Below are 16,867 nucleotides of genomic sequence, written 5' to 3'. Positions count from 1 at the left end.
GTCAGCAAGAGTTTAGAGCAAGAGTAAACAGGTCTTATTTAAGCTTCAGATAAAGTCGATATCTTGACCTTACCTTTTTACGATCATTAATCGCTATTCTCCATTTGTCAAGGTTTTTTATATTATTAAAAAGTTTAGCTTCAATGTCGTCCAAGCTTCCTTTTTCAATTTTAACATTGCTTGTTGAGCCATCCTTGTTCACGACAAGAGAGATAATGATATCAGCATTGTGATCATCTTTTACTATTTTGACAGGATGTTCTATGTTTTTATTTAGTCTTCTATTTCCTCCTTTAAGTCTGGCTTCAATATCTGGAAATTCAATAATCGGGTCAGTATTTTCAAACTCAAAATTTATTGGGATTTTACACCTTACCCTCACCAATTCTCCTTCATGCATTCCCGGAATCCATTTAGGCATTGATTTTATGACTCTAATGGCTTCTCGATCAATTGCCTCACTAACGGATTTAAGAATAGCTACCTTAGTGATTGAACCATCCTTATCTACCACAAATTCCAAAAAAACTTTACCATGATCACCCATTTCCATCGCTTCTTCCGGATACTCTATATTTTCACTCAGGAAATCAAACATTGCTTGTTTTCCTCCAGGGAAGGATGCCTCTCGTTCAGTTTCTTGAGAGAAAAGAAAAAAAGGAGTAATTATAAATAGGAGGACGATTGATTTAAATTTCATAACTGGTTTTTTTAGGGCATAATTACAATTTATTCATGAATTTCAACAAGTTTTTTATTGAAAACTCAAAATAATACACATTTAAATCCTTTGATTTTCGCAAATTATCATGTGTTGATTTTTATAAAAAATAGGTGTTCATAAGCTACTTCTATATTCAACAGGATTCATCCTCAAAAAATGGTTAACTTCTCAAGAAAATTCCGATATTTAACCCCTATTCAATGAAGAAATTATGGAAGATATCAATAAAAAGTTAATCGAAAAACGCGAAGAAGCAAAGTTAGGAGGAGGTCAAGCACGAATTGACAGTCAACACAAGAAAGGAAAACTAACAGCAAGAGAACGTATTACACTTTTATTGGATGAAGGATCATTTCAAGAAATGGGAATGTTCGTTGAACACCGTTCACAAGATTTTGGTTTAGATAAACAAAAATACCCAGGTGATGGAGTTGTAACAGGATATGGAACTATTCACGGTCGACCAGTATATGTGTTTTCACAAGACTTTACAGTACTTGGTGGATCGCTTTCTGAAACTTATGCTGATAAGATTTGTAAGATTATGGATTTGGCATTGAAAAGTCAAACACCTGTAATTGGACTAAACGATTCTGGTGGAGCACGTATTCAAGAAGGAGTTGTTTCATTGGCTGGATATGCTGATATATTTTACCGCAACACAAGAGCTTCTGGTGTAATTCCTCAGTTGAGTGTAATTATGGGACCTTGTGCGGGTGGAGCAGTTTATTCTCCAGCCTTAACAGATTTCGTTTTTATGGTTGAAGACACTTCATATATGTTTGTAACCGGACCAAACGTTGTAAAAACGGTAACACACGAAGAGGTAACTTCGGAAGATCTAGGTGGTGCAAAAGCACATGCTGAAAAATCTGGTGTAAATCACTTTACAAGTCCAAACGATGTTACAGTATTGAAAGAAGTACGTGATTTAATGACTTACTTACCTCAAAACTGGCAATCATTAGCTCCACACAAAGAGAAATTTAATTTTGATGAGAAAAAATTGGAGAATATTGCTTCAATTTTACCAGCAAATAATAACATGCCTTACGATATTCGCGAGGTGATAGAAAGCGTAATTGACGACGAAACATTCCGTGAGGTACACAAAGATTTTGCAACAAATATCGTTGTAGGTTTTGCACGTATCGAAGGAAGAACAATTGGTGTTGTTGCGAATCAGCCAATGTCATTAGCAGGAGTTTTGGATATCGATTCTTCGAGAAAAGGAGCGCGTTTTGTACGTTTCTGTGATTCATTTAACATTCCATTATTGACTTTTGAGGATGTACCAGGATTCTTACCAGGAACAGACCAAGAATGGAATGGAATTATCGCACACGGAGCAAAGCTATTGTATGCATTTAGTGAAGCTACAGTGCCAAGAGTTACTGTAATTACACGTAAAGCTTACGGAGGAGCATTTGACGTAATGAACTCTAAAAACATTGGTGCTGACTTTAACTTTGCTTGGCCAACAGCAGAAATTGCGGTAATGGGAGCCAAAGGAGCTGCTGAAATCATTTTCCGTAGAGAAATCGCAGCTGCAGAAGATCCAGCGGCTAAACTGGCAGAGAAAGAAGCAGAATATGCTGAAAAGTTTGCCAATCCATATAGAGCAGCAGAACGTGGAATTATTGATGATGTGATCAAACCATCTGAAACAAGAAACCGTTTGATTAACGCATTCAAAATATTAGAAAATAAAAAAGAGGAATTACCAGGTAAGAAACACGGTAATATTCCGATGTAATATGATTTTTACCAATATGTAGGGGCGTATTGCAATACGCCCCTACATATTAATATAAAACATCAATTAACCCACCAAACCAAAAGATTTCATTAATTTAATGCTCCACAAAAACACAGCATAAATGAGTGAAATCAAATCAAAATTGCCTCACGTTGGAACCACTATTTTTAGTGTGATGTCCAAAATGGCGGCAGATTACAAGGCAATAAATTTATCACAAGGTTTTCCAAATTTTCCTGTTGCTCCAAAATTGGTTGAGAATTATGAACGCGTAATTCGTGGAGATTATAATCAATATATGCCCATGCCGGGTTCGCCTCAATTATTGACTGAAATCGGTCAAAAAGTGGAAACGCACTACAATAGAAAAGTTAATCCAGATAATGATATTCTTGTTACAGCAGGAGCTACAGAAGCTATATTTGCAACCATTCAAGCGCTAATCCATAAAGGAGAAGAAGCCATTGTTTTAGATCCGTCATACGATTGTTATGCACCAACTGTGGAACTCGCCGGAGGAACACCTATTCATGTGAATATGGAAGCGGATTTCTCAATTGATTGGGATAAGGTAGAAGATGCTATTTCAGCAAAAACAAAGTTGCTGATCATCAATAATCCACACAATCCAGGCGGAACGGTTTTGTCCGAACAAGATCTTGAAGCGATTGAGCAAATCATGGAACGAAATCCACATATTTTCTTGCTGTCTGATGAAGTGTATGAATTTATTCATTTTGAGCAAAAACATATCTCAATCAATACAAGAAAAGCAATTCGCAAACGCGCGATGATTGTTTCCTCTTTTGGAAAAACATTTCATGTTACAGGCTGGAAAGTTGGATATTTAGTTGCACCAAAATACATTATGGATGAGGTGAAAAAGATTCATCAATACATTGTTTTTACGGTTAATAGTACAGCTCAACAAACTTTGGCCAATTATTTACCGAAAGCTAATTTAAGTCAACTGAGTTCTTTTTATCAAAAGAAACGCGATTTTTTCCGTGAATTGATGAAAAACAGCAGGTTTGAGCTCTTAGATTGTCAGGGAACTTATTTTCAAGCAGCAAGATACAATGAAATTAGTAACTTAGGCGATGTTGATTTTGCAACGGAACTCACCCAGAAACATGGTGTGGCAGTAATTCCAGTTTCAGGATTCAATAAAGACAAACATGATGATCATTTGATTCGTTTTTGCTTTGCCAAAGACGAGGAAACAATATTAAAAGCAACAGAAATATTATGCAAGATTTAAAAGTAAGCTTGATTCAATGTAATCAAGTTTGGGAGGATAAAAAAGCCAATTTAGCACATTATGAAACGATGTTGGAAGAGGTTCAACTACCTACAGATATTGTTGTTTTCCCAGAAATGTTTCAAACTGGATTTACAATGAACGCTGTAGAAATGGCAGAATCCATTAATGGAGAAAGTGTGCAATGGATGAAGAAAATGGCGGCTAAATACGAATGTGCAATTGCTGCTTCATTAATCATTCAAGAAGGTGACCAGTTCTTTAACCGTATGGTTTTTATACAAGCGGATGGAAGTCTACAACAATATAATAAGCGTAAACTTTTTGGTTTAGCTAAAGAAGACCATACCTACTCTTCTGGTGAAGAAAACACCATATTTGAATACAAAGGATGGAAAATTCTATTGCAAGTATGTTACGATTTACGCTTTCCTGAAGTCATGAGAAACAAAGTGGAAAACGATGTTTATGACTACGATTTGATGATTAATGTAGCCAATTGGCCAGAAAAAAGAAGTTTACATTGGCGCACCTTATTACGTGCTAGAGCCATCGAAAATCAAGTGTATGTGATCGGTGTAAACCGTGTTGGAGAAGATAAGAATGGCCTGAATTATTCGGGAGACTCTTGTATTATCGCTCCTTCGGGAATAGATGTCGCTGATGTTTCTTACGATGAATACGTTGTAAACGAAGAGTTGGAGGCAGAAACGTTAAAGCTGGTGAGAGAGAAAATGCCGTTTTTGAAAGATAGATGAATATTATCACAAGATTCAATCTCGTCGTAGTCTCTGTTTAAAATTGTTACCATTAAATATGAAATGCGATTTTGGTGCGTTATTACAAAAGAAATAAACAATAAATGAAACTCTATTCGAATAAGCAGAAGTGGAAAATTGGATTGTTATTCATCGCGATAATTCTCGTTGGAGCTTCATTATATGTTTCCAGTAAAATCGTAAATGAAGTTGCGAAGCGTGAGCGAGAACGTGTAACGCAATGGGCGGATGCCATTAAAAAACGTGCTGAGTTGGTACGTCTCACCAATAATTCATTTGAAGAACTCCGTAAAAAGGAGCTCAACGATATGCAGTTATGGATTGACGCAACGAAAGAAATTTCTAAAAATACTTCTTTAGAAAGTCAACAATCCTATGATTTACCACTGAAAATCATTAATAGAAATGATGATATTCCAGTGATTGTATTGGATCAAGATGATGGTGTTTCTACATACATTAATTTGAGTTTTACTGTTGAAGATATTCAAAATGAATTGCCTGGAAATTCTAAAAAGGAAGCAGAACAAATTTTCACAGATTCCTTAGTGAAATTGGCTTATAGTTGGGAGAAAATCAATCCGTCCTTTACCATTGAGGTTTACGAAGGTTTATTTATGTCTTATTTTTATAATGATTCACGAAATATCTTACGATTAGAGGAAGAACGTGATTCTCTTTTTCAGGCCTTTAACACAGAATTAATTGAAAATACTGAATTGGTTCCTGTGGTTTTAACCGATAGCTTAAAGAAAGAGGTTATCGCTTCAAATTTAATTGAAGGAGATATCGATAGCTTACAATTAAGTAAAAAACTCAATGAACTTGCTACGGAAAATCAACCGATAAAAATAAGGTTTGCAGATGACGAAGTGAGGTATGTTTTCTATGCCAATAGTCCTGAATTGGTGCAATTACAGTATTTCCCATACATCCAATTTTTGATTATTGGATTGTTTATTTTTATTGGATATATCATCTTCAGTACTTTCAGAAAGGCAGAACAGAATAAAGTTTGGGCAGGAATGGCCAAAGAAACAGCGCATCAATTGGGAACACCTATTTCTTCGTTAATGGCATGGGTTCAGTTGCTCGAAGGCATGGACAATACAAAGGACATCGCTTTAGAAATGAACAAAGATGTGGAGCGCTTATCTCAAGTGACAGACCGTTTTTCAAAAATTGGCGCAACAACTCAGTTAAAAGACATGGATATTGTACACACTACACGCCATTTCCTAGACTATTTTAAAACGCGTTTTCCTCAAAAAGTAGAATTAACTTTCACTACTTCAGATGAGGAAATAAATATCCCTCACAATGCTGCACTTTTTGAATGGGTGATCGAAAACATTTGTAAAAATGCCATCGATGCCATGGAAGGAAAAGGTAAAATAGACATTGATATTTCAAGGGTAAATGGTCAAATTATTATCGATATCAAAGACAACGGAAAAGGAATGACGGTGGCACAACAACGCAGTGTTTTTGAACCTGGATTCACCACCAAAAAACGTGGTTGGGGACTTGGACTACCATTGGCCAAAAGAATTGTACACGAATACCACAAAGGCCGTTTAAAGGTGCTTCATTCTGAAATAGGAAAAGGAACAACCTTTAGGATTATATTGTCAGCGTAAGGACGAATTGCAGTAGAGACGTATTGCTGTATGGCGTATTGCAATACGCCCCTACTGCAATACTTCAATCGCCTCTTTTATTTCCTCTTCATTCTGATTGAAAATATAATACGCACCCAATTCCAACCATCTTTGACGCGCAATTTCTGCTTTTATACTTGTTTTAATGCGCTGTGATGATTGATTGAACTCCTTTTCATTATATGTGATATCATGTTTCTCTTCTGCATATTCAAAGAAGTCTTTCAACAGCTTTTCTGTTACTTTAAACTCGTGATCAAATTCTTGAACTGTGTTGAATTTATTAAGGTTGTGGAAACGCGCATAGTGATATGAAAATTCGTTGAAGACATTCGCATATTGTAATCTTCTAAAGAAAGTTGAATTTCCTGCAGTGTCTAATGGAACAAAAACATCGGGCATAATTCCACCACCACCATAAACAACTTTACCTTTTGGTGTGGTGTATTTTAATGAATCCACTAACAAAGAACTGTCGACTTCATACAATTCACCGTTTTCGTAACGATTGATCTCATCCATCAAATATTCGTCGTAATCTTCCGTGTATGGTTTTTGAATACTTCTTCCGGTTGGTGTGTAATAACGCGAAACAGTCAACCTCAAGTTACTTCCATCTTTCAATTGAATGTCTTGCTGCACCAATCCTTTTCCAAAAGAACGTCTTCCAATGATTGTTCCTCTATCATTGTCTTGAATAGCACCTGCAACAATTTCACTTGCTGAGGCAGAACTACTATTGATTAAAACTGCAATATTAGCATCGCCTAAAAACGGATCATTTTCTGCAAAAAGTGTTTGTTCTGGACTGTTTTTTCCTTTTGTAGAAACAATTGGTGTCCCTTTATCTAAAATAGCATCTAAAATAGCAACAGCACTTCCGAGAACTCCTCCACCATTAAATCTTAAATCAAGTACGAGATCTTTCATTCCTTGGCTTTTCAATTTCACTGCGGCAGTTAAGAACTCATTTGCAGATTGCATACTGAACTGACTCAATCGAATATAACCAATGTCGTCAGTTAACATATAAGAAGCCATAACTGACTCGATAGGAACAGCGCCACGAATGATTTCTTTCTCAATTTTCTGTCCTTTTCGAAGCAAAGTAACTTTAACCGGAGTTCCTTCTTCACCTTTGAGTAATTCCCTAACATGTTCATTCGACAAGCCAACATTGGCAATGTCTTCTCCATCTACATTGATAATTTGATCAAATTTCTGAACTCCAGTTCTATAAGCAGGAGATTGGTCAATAACATTCACAACGCTCAAAGTGTCGTCATAAATTGTAAATCGAATTCCGACACCACCAAACTTCCCTTGAATTCCTTCACTTAAGGCTGCAAGATCTTCTGCAGCAATATAGTTTGAGTGCGGATCAAGTCCATGCAATAAATCAGTAATTGTCTTTTCGAAAAGTTCTTTTTTATCAATAGAATCAACATATTCACGATCCAAAACCTGAATAATATCCGTTAATTTTTGTTCGTATTTCCCTTCGATAGAAGATCCAGAAGTTTTTCCCTTCCCTAGAGAAACACCTAAAAGTAAACCTATGGCAATAAGTAAACTTCCGATTAATGGATATATAGCCTTGTTTGAATTATTCATTCTCTATGTCTTTAATTTGCTCGATATTTACTCCAGCGGTTTTTAAAAAATGTACTCCAGAATCGTCTTTATAGTGATCGATATATACAACACGTTTAATTCCCGCTTGTAAAACCAATTTACTACAATCTTTACATGGAGACATTGTCAAATATAATGTGGCACCTTTCGCATTGTTTGTTGATTTTGCAACTTTTAAAATGGCGTTGGCTTCCGCATGCAATACATACCAATGCGTTTTTTGATTTTCATCTTCACAACAATTATCAAATCCAGATGGCGTACCGTTGTAACCGTCAGAAATGATCATATCATCTTTAACAATTAAGGCACCAACTTGTTTACGGTTACAGTGGGAGAGTTGCGCCCACTCTTTAGCCATTCTTAAATAGGCCTTGTCATATCGAAGTTGCTTTGCTTTGCTCATAATCCATTATTATAGTGACAAAAATAGGGTTAATTTTAAATTGATGAACGATTGAGGAAAGCAATTGTAAAATGAGTAGATTACAACTTACAAATGCGACAATACGGTTTTTAAAATCAAAAATGCCGACATTCTAAACGACGTGATGGGATCAGACCATTGTTCGGTCCTGTTGGAATTGGGGTAAGTTTTTTTAGGTCTCTGATACATTTTGTTGGTTTATACATTTTCAATGCTCTAAAACACTTGTTGGTAAGCTCTTCCCCCTTTGGAGGGGGACAAGGGGGAGGACTTCAAAGATGCAATTTCTGAGTTCATCTTTAATCCAAATAAGCAACTTTTTATGATATAATTTTATTTCTAGGCCACCATTTCCGACTACGTCCTCAAGTTTACTCCTTCTTTTTGGCTGTATAATTATTCGAATAATATACGAATATTTATATTCTTACGCGAATAACCTATTTTCAACTTCTTGCGATAAGCTATTGAAAATAGATAATGTGGCAAGGTTTTGTATGGAGATTAATGCTATATTTGATGGAAAAGATACGGGCGATAGCGCAATGTGTATAGTTTGTTGTTGTGTTTCATACAGAAAAAGCCAACCGCACAGTTAAGCATATATTGTTTTGCTCGTACCTCACAAAATAAAAAGAGCTTTCACTTTCCACCACCTCCCTAAAAGAAAAAATTTAAAAGTAAATTTTATTCCAGATAAGTTAATATATTTGCGTAAAACACAAATAAATTGGCTAAAGTAGAAATCAACAGAATTAAGGTTGCTCTTGCTGAAACAAGAAGAAAAAACAAATGGTTAGCTGAACAAATTGGAAAAGATGAATCTACTATATCCCAATGGTGTACTAACGCGAGACAACCATCGCTTGAAAATTTAATGAGAATAGCGAGCGTATTGGATATCGACATACGCGAATTATTATACTCAACAAAAGAAAGTGCTTAAATGAACAAATCTAAAACATATATAGACCTATTCTCGGGTTGCGGAGGACTTTCTCTTGGTTTACATAATGCAGGATGGAAGGGTGCTTTTGCAATTGAAAAAAGCGAAGATGCTTTTAAAACTCTTGAACATAATTTAATCAAAAAGAAAAAGCATTTTGACTGGCCTAATTGGTTGGAACAAAAACATCACGATATAAATGAAATTCTAGAGAATAATTCAAATGAACTAATTAAGCTTAGAGGAAAAATCGATTTGGTAGCAGGTGGACCGCCTTGCCAAGGATTCTCAATGGCTGGAAGAAGAATCGAAAATGACTCTAGAAATGACTTGATTAATTCTTACATAAAATTCATTGACTATGTAAAACCAAAATTGATATTCTTCGAAAATGTCAAAGGTTTCACCCTTGGTTTCAAAAATAATGACAAAAAAGGTAAAGCATATTCAGCTTACGTTGTCGAACAACTGCAAAATTTAGGATATTCTGTAAAAGGACAGTTAATAGATTTTTCCAAATATGGAATTCCTCAAAAACGAACAAGATTTATTTTAGTCGGAATTCAAAATGATTTTATTAAAGAGAATCCAACTATAAATAAAGAAAGCTTCTTTAATGGAATTCAAAATAACAAAGAAGCTTTTTTAGTTAGCAAAAATCTTACTCTGAATCCTACCTTAGAAAATGCAATTTCTGACTTACTTCAATCTAACGGAGTAATTGAATCTGAAACACCTAAATTTAAAGAAGGAGTTTATGGTGAACCTCTATCAAATTATCAAAAATTTGTTCGAAAATATAAAAGACAAAATAGTAGAGTTGATAGTCATAGGTTTGCAAAACATACAGATACAATAAAAACTAGGTTTAAAATTGCATTGGATGAAAGTCTTACAAGCTCAGCATACAGAGAAAGATTCCAACTTAAAAAAAGCAGTACAAAAATACTTCAAGCAAATAAACCAACACCTACAATTACAACATTACCAGACGATTATATTCACTACTGCGAACCTAGAATTATGACAGTTCGTGAGTACGCAAGAATACAGTCTTTTCCTGACACTTATGAATTTAAGGGTAAATACACCACTGGAGGAAAAAGAAGAACACAAGAGGTTCCGAGATATTCACAAATTGGAAATGCAATTCCACCATTATTTGGTGAACAAGCAGGTTTAGTTTTAAAACAGCTTATTTCCTAATGCAGAAAAAACCACTACAATTTAAAATTAGTTCTGCATTAAAGAACATCATAGGAAGTGACTTAATTAGTGATGATTTCATTGCTGTTTTCGAGTTAGTCAAAAACTCATATGATGCACACGCAACAAAAGTTGAAATAACATTTGAGAATATTTATTCCGAAAATGCCAAAATCATAATCAAGGATAATGGCAAAGGAATGAATTATGATGATTTAATTAATAAATGGCTATTTGTTGCTTATTCTGCGAAAAAAGAAGGAACAGAAGAAGACAGTTATGATTATCGGGATAAAATCAAGATAAAAAGAGCGTATGCTGGAGCAAAAGGCATTGGACGATTTTCTTGTGATAGACTTGGTGGAGAATTATATCTGGAAACAGTTAAAGATGAGGAAAATTCAAAAGTCGAAACTTTATTAACTGAATGGGATAAGTTCGAAGGTAATTTAAAAGAAGAATTTGTAAACATAAGTGTACTTCACGAAACCATTCCTAAAAGCAACTATAATTTAGAACACGGAACAGTTTTAGAAATTTCAAACCTTAAAAGTGATTGGGATAAGGGTAAGTTTTTAGAATTGAAAAACTCTCTAGCAAAGTTAATTAATCCAAATAACCAGTTTGAAGAAGATGAGTTTTCAATTGAACTCATTGTCCCAGAAGAATTTGAAAACGATAAAAACGAGAAAGAATATCATCATAAGGTAAATGGAAAGATTGAAAACTTAATTTTTGAGACTATTGATTTAAAAACAACTAAAATCATTTCGTCAGTTTCAAGCAAAAAAAAGAATGAAATTCAAACAAGTTTATATGAAGCCGGTCAGCTCGTATATGAAATAATTGAAGAAAACCCTTTTAAAGATTTATTTAATGTACATCTTGAGTTATTCTATCTAAATCAGTCTGCTAAAGCCACCTTTTCTAGAAGAATGAAAATGCAACCAGTTCAATATGGTCATTTATTGGTTTACAAAAATGGCATTAGAGTTTATCCTTATGGAGAAAGAGGTGAAGACCAGTTTAAATTTGACAATAGAAAAGCTCAAGGCTATAATCGCTTTATTGGAACTCGAGAACAAATAGGTTTTATATCAATTTTTGATACAGAAGATGAAACTAATGACCAATTAAGAGAGACTTCAAGTCGTGGTGATGGTTTAATGCGAACCCCAACTTACATTCAGCTTGAGGAATGGTTATTAGTCACCCTTAGAAGATTAGAAAAATTTGTAGTTGATATTGTGAACTGGGGTAATGATTTATCAGAAGATGAATTCATTAGCTTACCAGAATTGAAAAAGAAAGAAGAACTAAGAAAACTAATTGAATCGCTAACTAAATCAAAAGGATTAGTTTCTTTCAATCTTTCACAAGATATAATCAACATTATTGATGAAAAATCTAGTAAAACAGTAAAAAGTAACCTTTCTAAAATTATAAAAAATGTCAAAGAAGGTAACTTCAATCCTGGAGAATTAGCAACTGACATTAAAAAAGAACTAAAACGACTTGAACAACTAGAAAATATAACAAAAGAAGCTCAAGAGTCTGAATTTGAAGTCACTAAGGAGAATGTAAAAATTTCTGGTGAACTTGAAATTGAAAAGAAAAAAGGAGCTTTCCAAGGTGCTTTAATTGGTACAGACAAAGAAAGAATAGTTTCGTTACAACATCAGGTTTATCATTCTTCGGGTAGAATTCATAGAAACATCAAACTTCTTATTAGACATTTAGGCATAGAAAATATTGATACTAAAAGTCAAAAACATATTGCCGTAATCTCAAGAGAGACTACTAAAATTAACTCGATAGCTAAATTTATTACCAAGGCTAATTTTAGCCTTACAGCATCTGAGATTGAAGTGGACTTGGTAAATTTCATTGAGGACTATATTAATGAAGTTTACCTCTTTGAAGATAAAATTATCGACACCAAAATGTCTATTAGCATAAACAAGAACGGTTTAGAATTAGAAAAGATATTTAGACCACTTGAAATAACAACATTGGTTGATATTTTCATTTCAAATTCAGAAAAAGCAAAAGCAACCGAAATTAATTTTAGCTTTAAAGTTTTGAAAAAGAAACTATATCTATTTGTTTCTGATAATGGCAAAGGAATCTCTGAAAACCATTTAGAATCAATTTTCGATTTAGGATTTACAACAACTAGTGGTTCTGGAATTGGATTATTTCAGGCAAAAGAAATCGTTAATAGTGATTTAGGAGGTGAGATTATAGTCGAGAAAACAAGCAAGGAAGGAATAACTTTTAGAATAGCACTACAATAAAATGAAATTAGATTATAAATTACTTTGGCTTGATGATAAAATTAAATCTGTCGTACTTTCAGATTATCAGGACGATATTGAAGACTTGAAAGAATATATTAAATCACTTGGTTTTAAGGAGACTATTGATTTTGTAAGAACCGAAGAAGAATTATTTTCCAAACTTGATAAAGCAGGCGAATATGATTTAATAATGACTGATTATCATCTAGATGAAACAAAGGGAAATACGAGAAATGGAGCAGAAATTATTAAAACAATACGTGATAAAAATATATTCACAGAAATAATGTTTTATTCAGCTCAAGGTGAAATTGTTGACACTCATAAACTTGATAGAATTACTTTTTTCTCAAGCTCAAGAGTTCTTGGAGGTGATCATTATTCAGCAATATTTAATAAAGCTAAAGAGCTAATAGAATTGACTGTCCGTAAATTCCAAAACATTGTCGCAATGCGAGGAATGATAATGCACGAGACAAGCATTTTAGATGAATTTTGTTTTGAATTAATTTCGGACTATTTGACAAAAACAGATAGTCAAAAAGTTAAAGAATCAATCTTTGATGAAATCATTTCATTTTACAAAAGAAAATTTGAAGAAGTTAGTAAATATAAAAAGAATGGTAGAATAGATAAGGTGCTTAACGACCCATTACTATTCTCGTTTTCGCAAAGAGCGAATACTCTTAAATCGATTATTGAAGAAATTAATTTTGACGATTTTATTGATGAATTTAAACTGCGAGTTATAAAAATTAGGAACCAATTTGCTCATTCCATTCTAGAGATAAATGAAGATGGAATTGAAGTATTTCGTAATAAATCTGAGGATATAACTTTTGATGAAGAGTTGTGCAAACAAATCAGGCTTGACATAATAAATCATAAGGGAAATTTAGACAGTTTAAAAATGGAACTAGATAAATAGCCAACGCAAGTTCAAGTACATTTAAAGTTTTCTCGTGCCTCACAAATTTAAAAGAGCTTTCACGCCAACACTAGCAAGTTTGCGGAAAGAAAAGCCAGCCAGGTAACAACGTATATAAAAAATAGCGGTTTAATTGCTTAATCGAAAGAAATTAAATAAATTAAAGGTTTGTTATAATTCTGAAAGTTAGTGCTTTAAATCCGTCACTACTCATACACAAAGCGTCAGCTACAATTTGAAAACAGACGACAAATACATATTGAAATCGAAAGGACGAAGACTCTTTAGAATTGGCTTTGCTGTAATTTTGATTGGACTGCTTTTGACTTATGGTTTAAGGGACAACTCAACTGTGATGCTGATTTTTGCTGCAGCAATTGCTTTCTCTGTATTTATAGAGTTAATAATTCATGAAGAAACCATAATAGAATTAACGGCTGAGAAAATGAAGGTCAGAATTTCAAAACTGTCAGGAACTATAAAGGACAATTATGAAATTCCTCTTTCCGAAATTCAGTCGAGATTCTTTGAAAGAAAGAGATATGATGGATACGGCTTGGCATTTCATACCCTTTGGGAACTTTATTTTCCGACCAATAAAAGTCAGCTGACAATTCATTTAGAAAAAGGAAGAAAGAAGGAAATACCTTTGAATGTATCTGATTTAGAAGCGAAGAATCTTATCAGTAAAATTCCAGAAAGAATTCCGAATTTTTAAGTAAGAAAAAAACTTGCCTAAATAATTAAGCATCAATAAACTCAAGTAAGACTTAACCTCATTGTGCTTAGTGTTGAACGCTACCTTCGGTAGCGGGTTCGAAGCCTAAAAACTAGACTTTTTATTTTTAGAAGATAATGCAGTTTTAGGTATCGATTTACCTTACATCAATAACTTCAAATACTTTGTGTTACGAGAGGATTTGTTCAACAAATGACATCCCATCTCCCAACCCATTTCTTCATTTTGTCGTATTTTAAAGTAGAAACTTAATAACAAAATAAGACATTATGAAACGATTGATTTTTGTGAGCCTTTTGTTTATTGGATTCAATTCAGTGGCTCAAACTACGACTATTCCAGATGTTAATTTCGAAACAGCCCTCATCAATTTAGGTTATGATAGCGGTCCAACAGATGGAGCCGTACTTACTGCAAACATTAGTGGGATAACTACTTTGGATTTATATAATCAGGATATTTCAGATCTCACTGGGATTGAAGATTTCCTTGCACTGGAATACCTAAATCTTGAAGTAAATAACTTAACTTCATTAAATGTTACTCAAAATACAGCGCTAATTGAACTGAATTGCAACGGAAATAACCTCAGTAGTTTAGACGTTTCACAAAATATAGGATTAACTCATTTTGAAATTGCTGGAAACAACCTAACATCAATTGATTTAAGTCAGAATAATAACCTTGAATTTCTAAATGTTCAGGGTAATTCACTTGGAAGTATTGATGTTTCCAATCTCACAAACCTTACGAATTTAGTGATATCATACAACACTTTTAATAATATAGATTTAAGTGCTAATGTCAATTTAGATTCACTTTATTGTGACGGGAATAATCTAAATGCGTTGAATTTGGACAATAATTCAGGCTTGATAGTGTTGAGTTGCACAGGTAATAACTTAACAGCATTAGATGTTACAGGCTTAACTCAACTTGATCTTTTAGCTTGTTATGACAATGCCATCACCAATCTCGACGTGAGAAATTGTAGTCAGTTAACTGGTCTTTTCTGCCAGCTCAATCAATTGACTGAATTAGATGTTAGTCAAAACAATGCTTTGATATATTTGAGTTGCATGAATAACATGATCGATTCACTTGATGTTAGCTTTAATCCTAATTTGGAAATTTTAAGATGTACAGACAACTTGTTAACCAGTTTAGATCTTAGTCAAAATCTAAATTTAGAAAGCTTGTATTGCGGAGAGAATAACATTTCAGAATTAAATGTTTCTGGAAATCCAAATTTAAGGGTTGTAAAATGTCATGATAATGCCTTAACGTGTTTAAATGTTAAAAATGGAAACAATTACAATATGTATCATGGTGGCTTTGATTGTACAGGAAACCCAGATTTAACTTGTGTAGAAGTTGATGATGCTACTTATTCAACTACAAATTGGTTTAACATTCCTGCAACAGCAAGCTTTTCTGCTGGTTGTGAAAACGAATGTTCATCAGGTGTGTCAAGCAATATTACCTATGAAAACAAAGAATTGATTGTATTTCCAAATCCTACAAGGGATCAATTTCAAATAAAAAATATAGACGATTTTGAAAAATTAGAAATCGTTGATTTAAGCGGTAGAATTGTGTATCAATCCAAAACAAATGGTGTCTTTGACATTTGTTTTGTGGAAACTGGAAATTATATCTTAAAGGTTTACAGTAGGAATGCTATTGCCAAGCAAATGTTGATAAAGCAATAGAGAATGAAATAGACTACTTCTCACCTAAATTAAATTGTTATCTCTTCTTCTTTAGACCATGAAATATATTTTATCTTTGATCGAGAAATGAAAGAAATTCGATTTATAGCAGCACTATTTAGTTCACTCACATTATTGTCTGGTTTTGTGTTTATTGGATTTATATTTTACATCGACATTTCATCGCCGCTGAATATTATACTTACGGTATTCGTTTTGTTTCTTGGAATTATCGCGAGCGGATTACTTTTTAAAATGATGTTGAGAAGAGGTGTGATTTCTGTGATGTCAGGAACTTATGCTTCTTATGATCTGGATGAACTTGAACCCAATTCAACAAGCAATATTCTAAAGTGCAAGCCGAAGGAGTTGGTTGAATTATTTCAAGTCAAGAAACTTGAATATGCACGTGGTCTTTCTGTTTCCATTTGGGGAGATCAAGTGGGAAGAAAATTAGACGTAAAACACACGTTAAAAGCTATTTCATATGATGATTCACTCGAAACACTCACCATTATCTTTTCCGATTTTTGTCGCTTAAAAATTGTAAAACCAAATTTAGTTTTGTCGACCAAAAGCTATTTGAAAGTTGTGAAAGCCAAAGAAATTATTTGGGAAACAAATTTAAATGAAGAGGAAGGTAAATTCTACCACTATAAAAATAATGGGAAGAAAATCGAAACCGCCAGCAATACCTCTTGGAAACCACATTGTTTTGATACCGGAATTGGAATTCAAGCATTATATATGCAAGGGTAGATCGGTACTGAAATAAACGATTCAAAAAAAA

The 16,867-nt window shown here is 33.7% G+C and carries 14 protein-coding genes; 11 read left to right on the top strand and 3 right to left on the bottom strand.

The window, feature by feature from the left end:
• Nucleotides 1–34: 34 nt before the first annotated feature.
• Nucleotides 35–700: an energy transducer TonB gene (locus DXU93_RS02525; protein WP_116879666.1), complete on the bottom strand. Its 666-nt coding sequence runs from the start codon at nucleotides 698–700 to the stop codon at nucleotides 35–37.
• Nucleotides 701–935: 235 nt separating this feature from the next.
• On the opposite strand from DXU93_RS02525, the gene DXU93_RS02520 reads away from it, so the two are divergent.
• From DXU93_RS02520 to DXU93_RS02505, 4 genes are all read left to right on the top strand, one after another.
• The gene (locus tag DXU93_RS02520; RefSeq protein ID WP_116879665.1) at nucleotides 936–2,480 is read left to right on the top strand and encodes an acyl-CoA carboxylase subunit beta; all 1,545 of its coding nucleotides are present in this window, start codon (nucleotides 936–938) and stop codon (nucleotides 2,478–2,480) included.
• A gap of 124 nt (nucleotides 2,481–2,604) precedes the next feature.
• Nucleotides 2,605–3,744, top strand: a complete 1,140-nt coding sequence (locus DXU93_RS02515) for a methionine aminotransferase (protein ID WP_116879664.1) — start codon at nucleotides 2,605–2,607, stop codon at nucleotides 3,742–3,744.
• Nucleotides 3,732–4,502 carry an amidohydrolase gene (locus tag DXU93_RS02510; RefSeq protein ID WP_116879663.1) on the top strand — a complete coding sequence of 257 codons (771 nt, stop codon included), beginning with the start codon at nucleotides 3,732–3,734 and terminating at the stop codon, nucleotides 4,500–4,502. Before DXU93_RS02515 ends, DXU93_RS02510 begins: the two co-directional genes overlap by 13 nt.
• Before the next feature lie 104 nt (nucleotides 4,503–4,606).
• On the top strand, nucleotides 4,607–6,163 hold the full coding sequence (locus DXU93_RS02505; RefSeq protein ID WP_116879662.1) for a sensor histidine kinase: 1,557 nt from the start codon (nucleotides 4,607–4,609) through the stop codon (nucleotides 6,161–6,163).
• A gap of 51 nt (nucleotides 6,164–6,214) precedes the next feature.
• On the opposite strand, the gene DXU93_RS02500 is transcribed toward DXU93_RS02505, so the two are convergent.
• Complete coding sequence (locus tag DXU93_RS02500; RefSeq protein ID WP_116879661.1) at nucleotides 6,215–7,798, bottom strand: S41 family peptidase; 1,584 nt, start codon at nucleotides 7,796–7,798, stop codon at nucleotides 6,215–6,217.
• Complete coding sequence (locus tag DXU93_RS02495) at nucleotides 7,791–8,225, bottom strand: deoxycytidylate deaminase (RefSeq protein ID WP_116879660.1); 435 nt, start codon at nucleotides 8,223–8,225, stop codon at nucleotides 7,791–7,793. The genes DXU93_RS02500 and DXU93_RS02495 overlap by 8 nt, the downstream gene beginning before the upstream one ends.
• 751 nt (nucleotides 8,226–8,976) lie before the next feature.
• Between DXU93_RS02495 and DXU93_RS02490 the strand changes: the two genes are divergently transcribed.
• From DXU93_RS02490 to DXU93_RS02460, 7 genes are all read left to right on the top strand, one after another.
• Nucleotides 8,977–9,192 (top strand): helix-turn-helix transcriptional regulator, encoded by a 216-nt coding sequence (locus DXU93_RS02490; protein WP_116879659.1) that lies wholly within the window; start codon nucleotides 8,977–8,979, stop codon nucleotides 9,190–9,192.
• Complete coding sequence (locus DXU93_RS02485) at nucleotides 9,193–10,398, top strand: DNA cytosine methyltransferase (protein WP_116879658.1); 1,206 nt, start codon at nucleotides 9,193–9,195, stop codon at nucleotides 10,396–10,398. It abuts the gene before it with no gap.
• Nucleotides 10,398–12,695 carry a sensor histidine kinase gene (locus DXU93_RS02480; RefSeq protein ID WP_116879657.1) on the top strand — a complete coding sequence of 766 codons (2,298 nt, stop codon included), beginning with the start codon at nucleotides 10,398–10,400 and terminating at the stop codon, nucleotides 12,693–12,695. Before DXU93_RS02485 ends, DXU93_RS02480 begins: the two co-directional genes overlap by 1 nt.
• 1 nt (nucleotide 12,696) lies before the next feature.
• Complete coding sequence (locus DXU93_RS02475; RefSeq protein ID WP_116879656.1) at nucleotides 12,697–13,626, top strand: response regulator; 930 nt, start codon at nucleotides 12,697–12,699, stop codon at nucleotides 13,624–13,626.
• A gap of 235 nt (nucleotides 13,627–13,861) precedes the next feature.
• Nucleotides 13,862–14,344, top strand: a complete 483-nt coding sequence (locus DXU93_RS02470; protein ID WP_123776023.1) for a hypothetical protein — start codon at nucleotides 13,862–13,864, stop codon at nucleotides 14,342–14,344.
• 290 nt (nucleotides 14,345–14,634) lie between these two features.
• Nucleotides 14,635–16,077, top strand: a complete 1,443-nt coding sequence (locus DXU93_RS02465; protein WP_116879654.1) for a leucine-rich repeat domain-containing protein — start codon at nucleotides 14,635–14,637, stop codon at nucleotides 16,075–16,077.
• An 87-nt stretch (nucleotides 16,078–16,164) separates the two neighbouring features.
• On the top strand, nucleotides 16,165–16,836 hold the full coding sequence (locus tag DXU93_RS02460; protein ID WP_116879653.1) for a hypothetical protein: 672 nt from the start codon (nucleotides 16,165–16,167) through the stop codon (nucleotides 16,834–16,836).
• Nucleotides 16,837–16,867 lie beyond the last annotated feature (31 nt).

The organism is Brumimicrobium aurantiacum (genome assembly GCF_003402975.1).
Lineage (GTDB): Bacteria > Bacteroidota > Bacteroidia > Flavobacteriales_D > Crocinitomicaceae > Brumimicrobium > Brumimicrobium aurantiacum.
This window is presented reverse-complemented; position numbering and strand designations above follow the sequence as displayed.

Excerpts from the sequence above, each read along its gene's own strand:
- DXU93_RS02525 (WP_116879666.1), bottom strand. The coding sequence starts at position 700 with ATGAAATTTAAATCAATCGTCCTCCTATTTATAATTACTCCTTTTTTT.
- DXU93_RS02520 (WP_116879665.1), top strand. The coding sequence starts at position 936 with ATGGAAGATATCAATAAAAAGTTAATCGAAAAACGCGAAGAAGCAAAG.
- DXU93_RS02515 (WP_116879664.1), top strand. The coding sequence starts at position 2,605 with ATGAGTGAAATCAAATCAAAATTGCCTCACGTTGGAACCACTATTTTT.
- DXU93_RS02510 (WP_116879663.1), top strand. The coding sequence starts at position 3,732 with ATGCAAGATTTAAAAGTAAGCTTGATTCAATGTAATCAAGTTTGGGAG.
- DXU93_RS02505 (WP_116879662.1), top strand. The coding sequence starts at position 4,607 with ATGAAACTCTATTCGAATAAGCAGAAGTGGAAAATTGGATTGTTATTC.
- DXU93_RS02500 (WP_116879661.1), bottom strand. The coding sequence starts at position 7,798 with ATGAATAATTCAAACAAGGCTATATATCCATTAATCGGAAGTTTACTT.
- DXU93_RS02495 (WP_116879660.1), bottom strand. The coding sequence starts at position 8,225 with ATGAGCAAAGCAAAGCAACTTCGATATGACAAGGCCTATTTAAGAATG.
- DXU93_RS02485 (WP_116879658.1), top strand. The coding sequence starts at position 9,193 with ATGAACAAATCTAAAACATATATAGACCTATTCTCGGGTTGCGGAGGA.
- DXU93_RS02480 (WP_116879657.1), top strand. The coding sequence starts at position 10,398 with ATGCAGAAAAAACCACTACAATTTAAAATTAGTTCTGCATTAAAGAAC.
- DXU93_RS02475 (WP_116879656.1), top strand. The coding sequence starts at position 12,697 with ATGAAATTAGATTATAAATTACTTTGGCTTGATGATAAAATTAAATCT.
- DXU93_RS02465 (WP_116879654.1), top strand. The coding sequence starts at position 14,635 with ATGAAACGATTGATTTTTGTGAGCCTTTTGTTTATTGGATTCAATTCA.
- DXU93_RS02460 (WP_116879653.1), top strand. The coding sequence starts at position 16,165 with ATGAAAGAAATTCGATTTATAGCAGCACTATTTAGTTCACTCACATTA.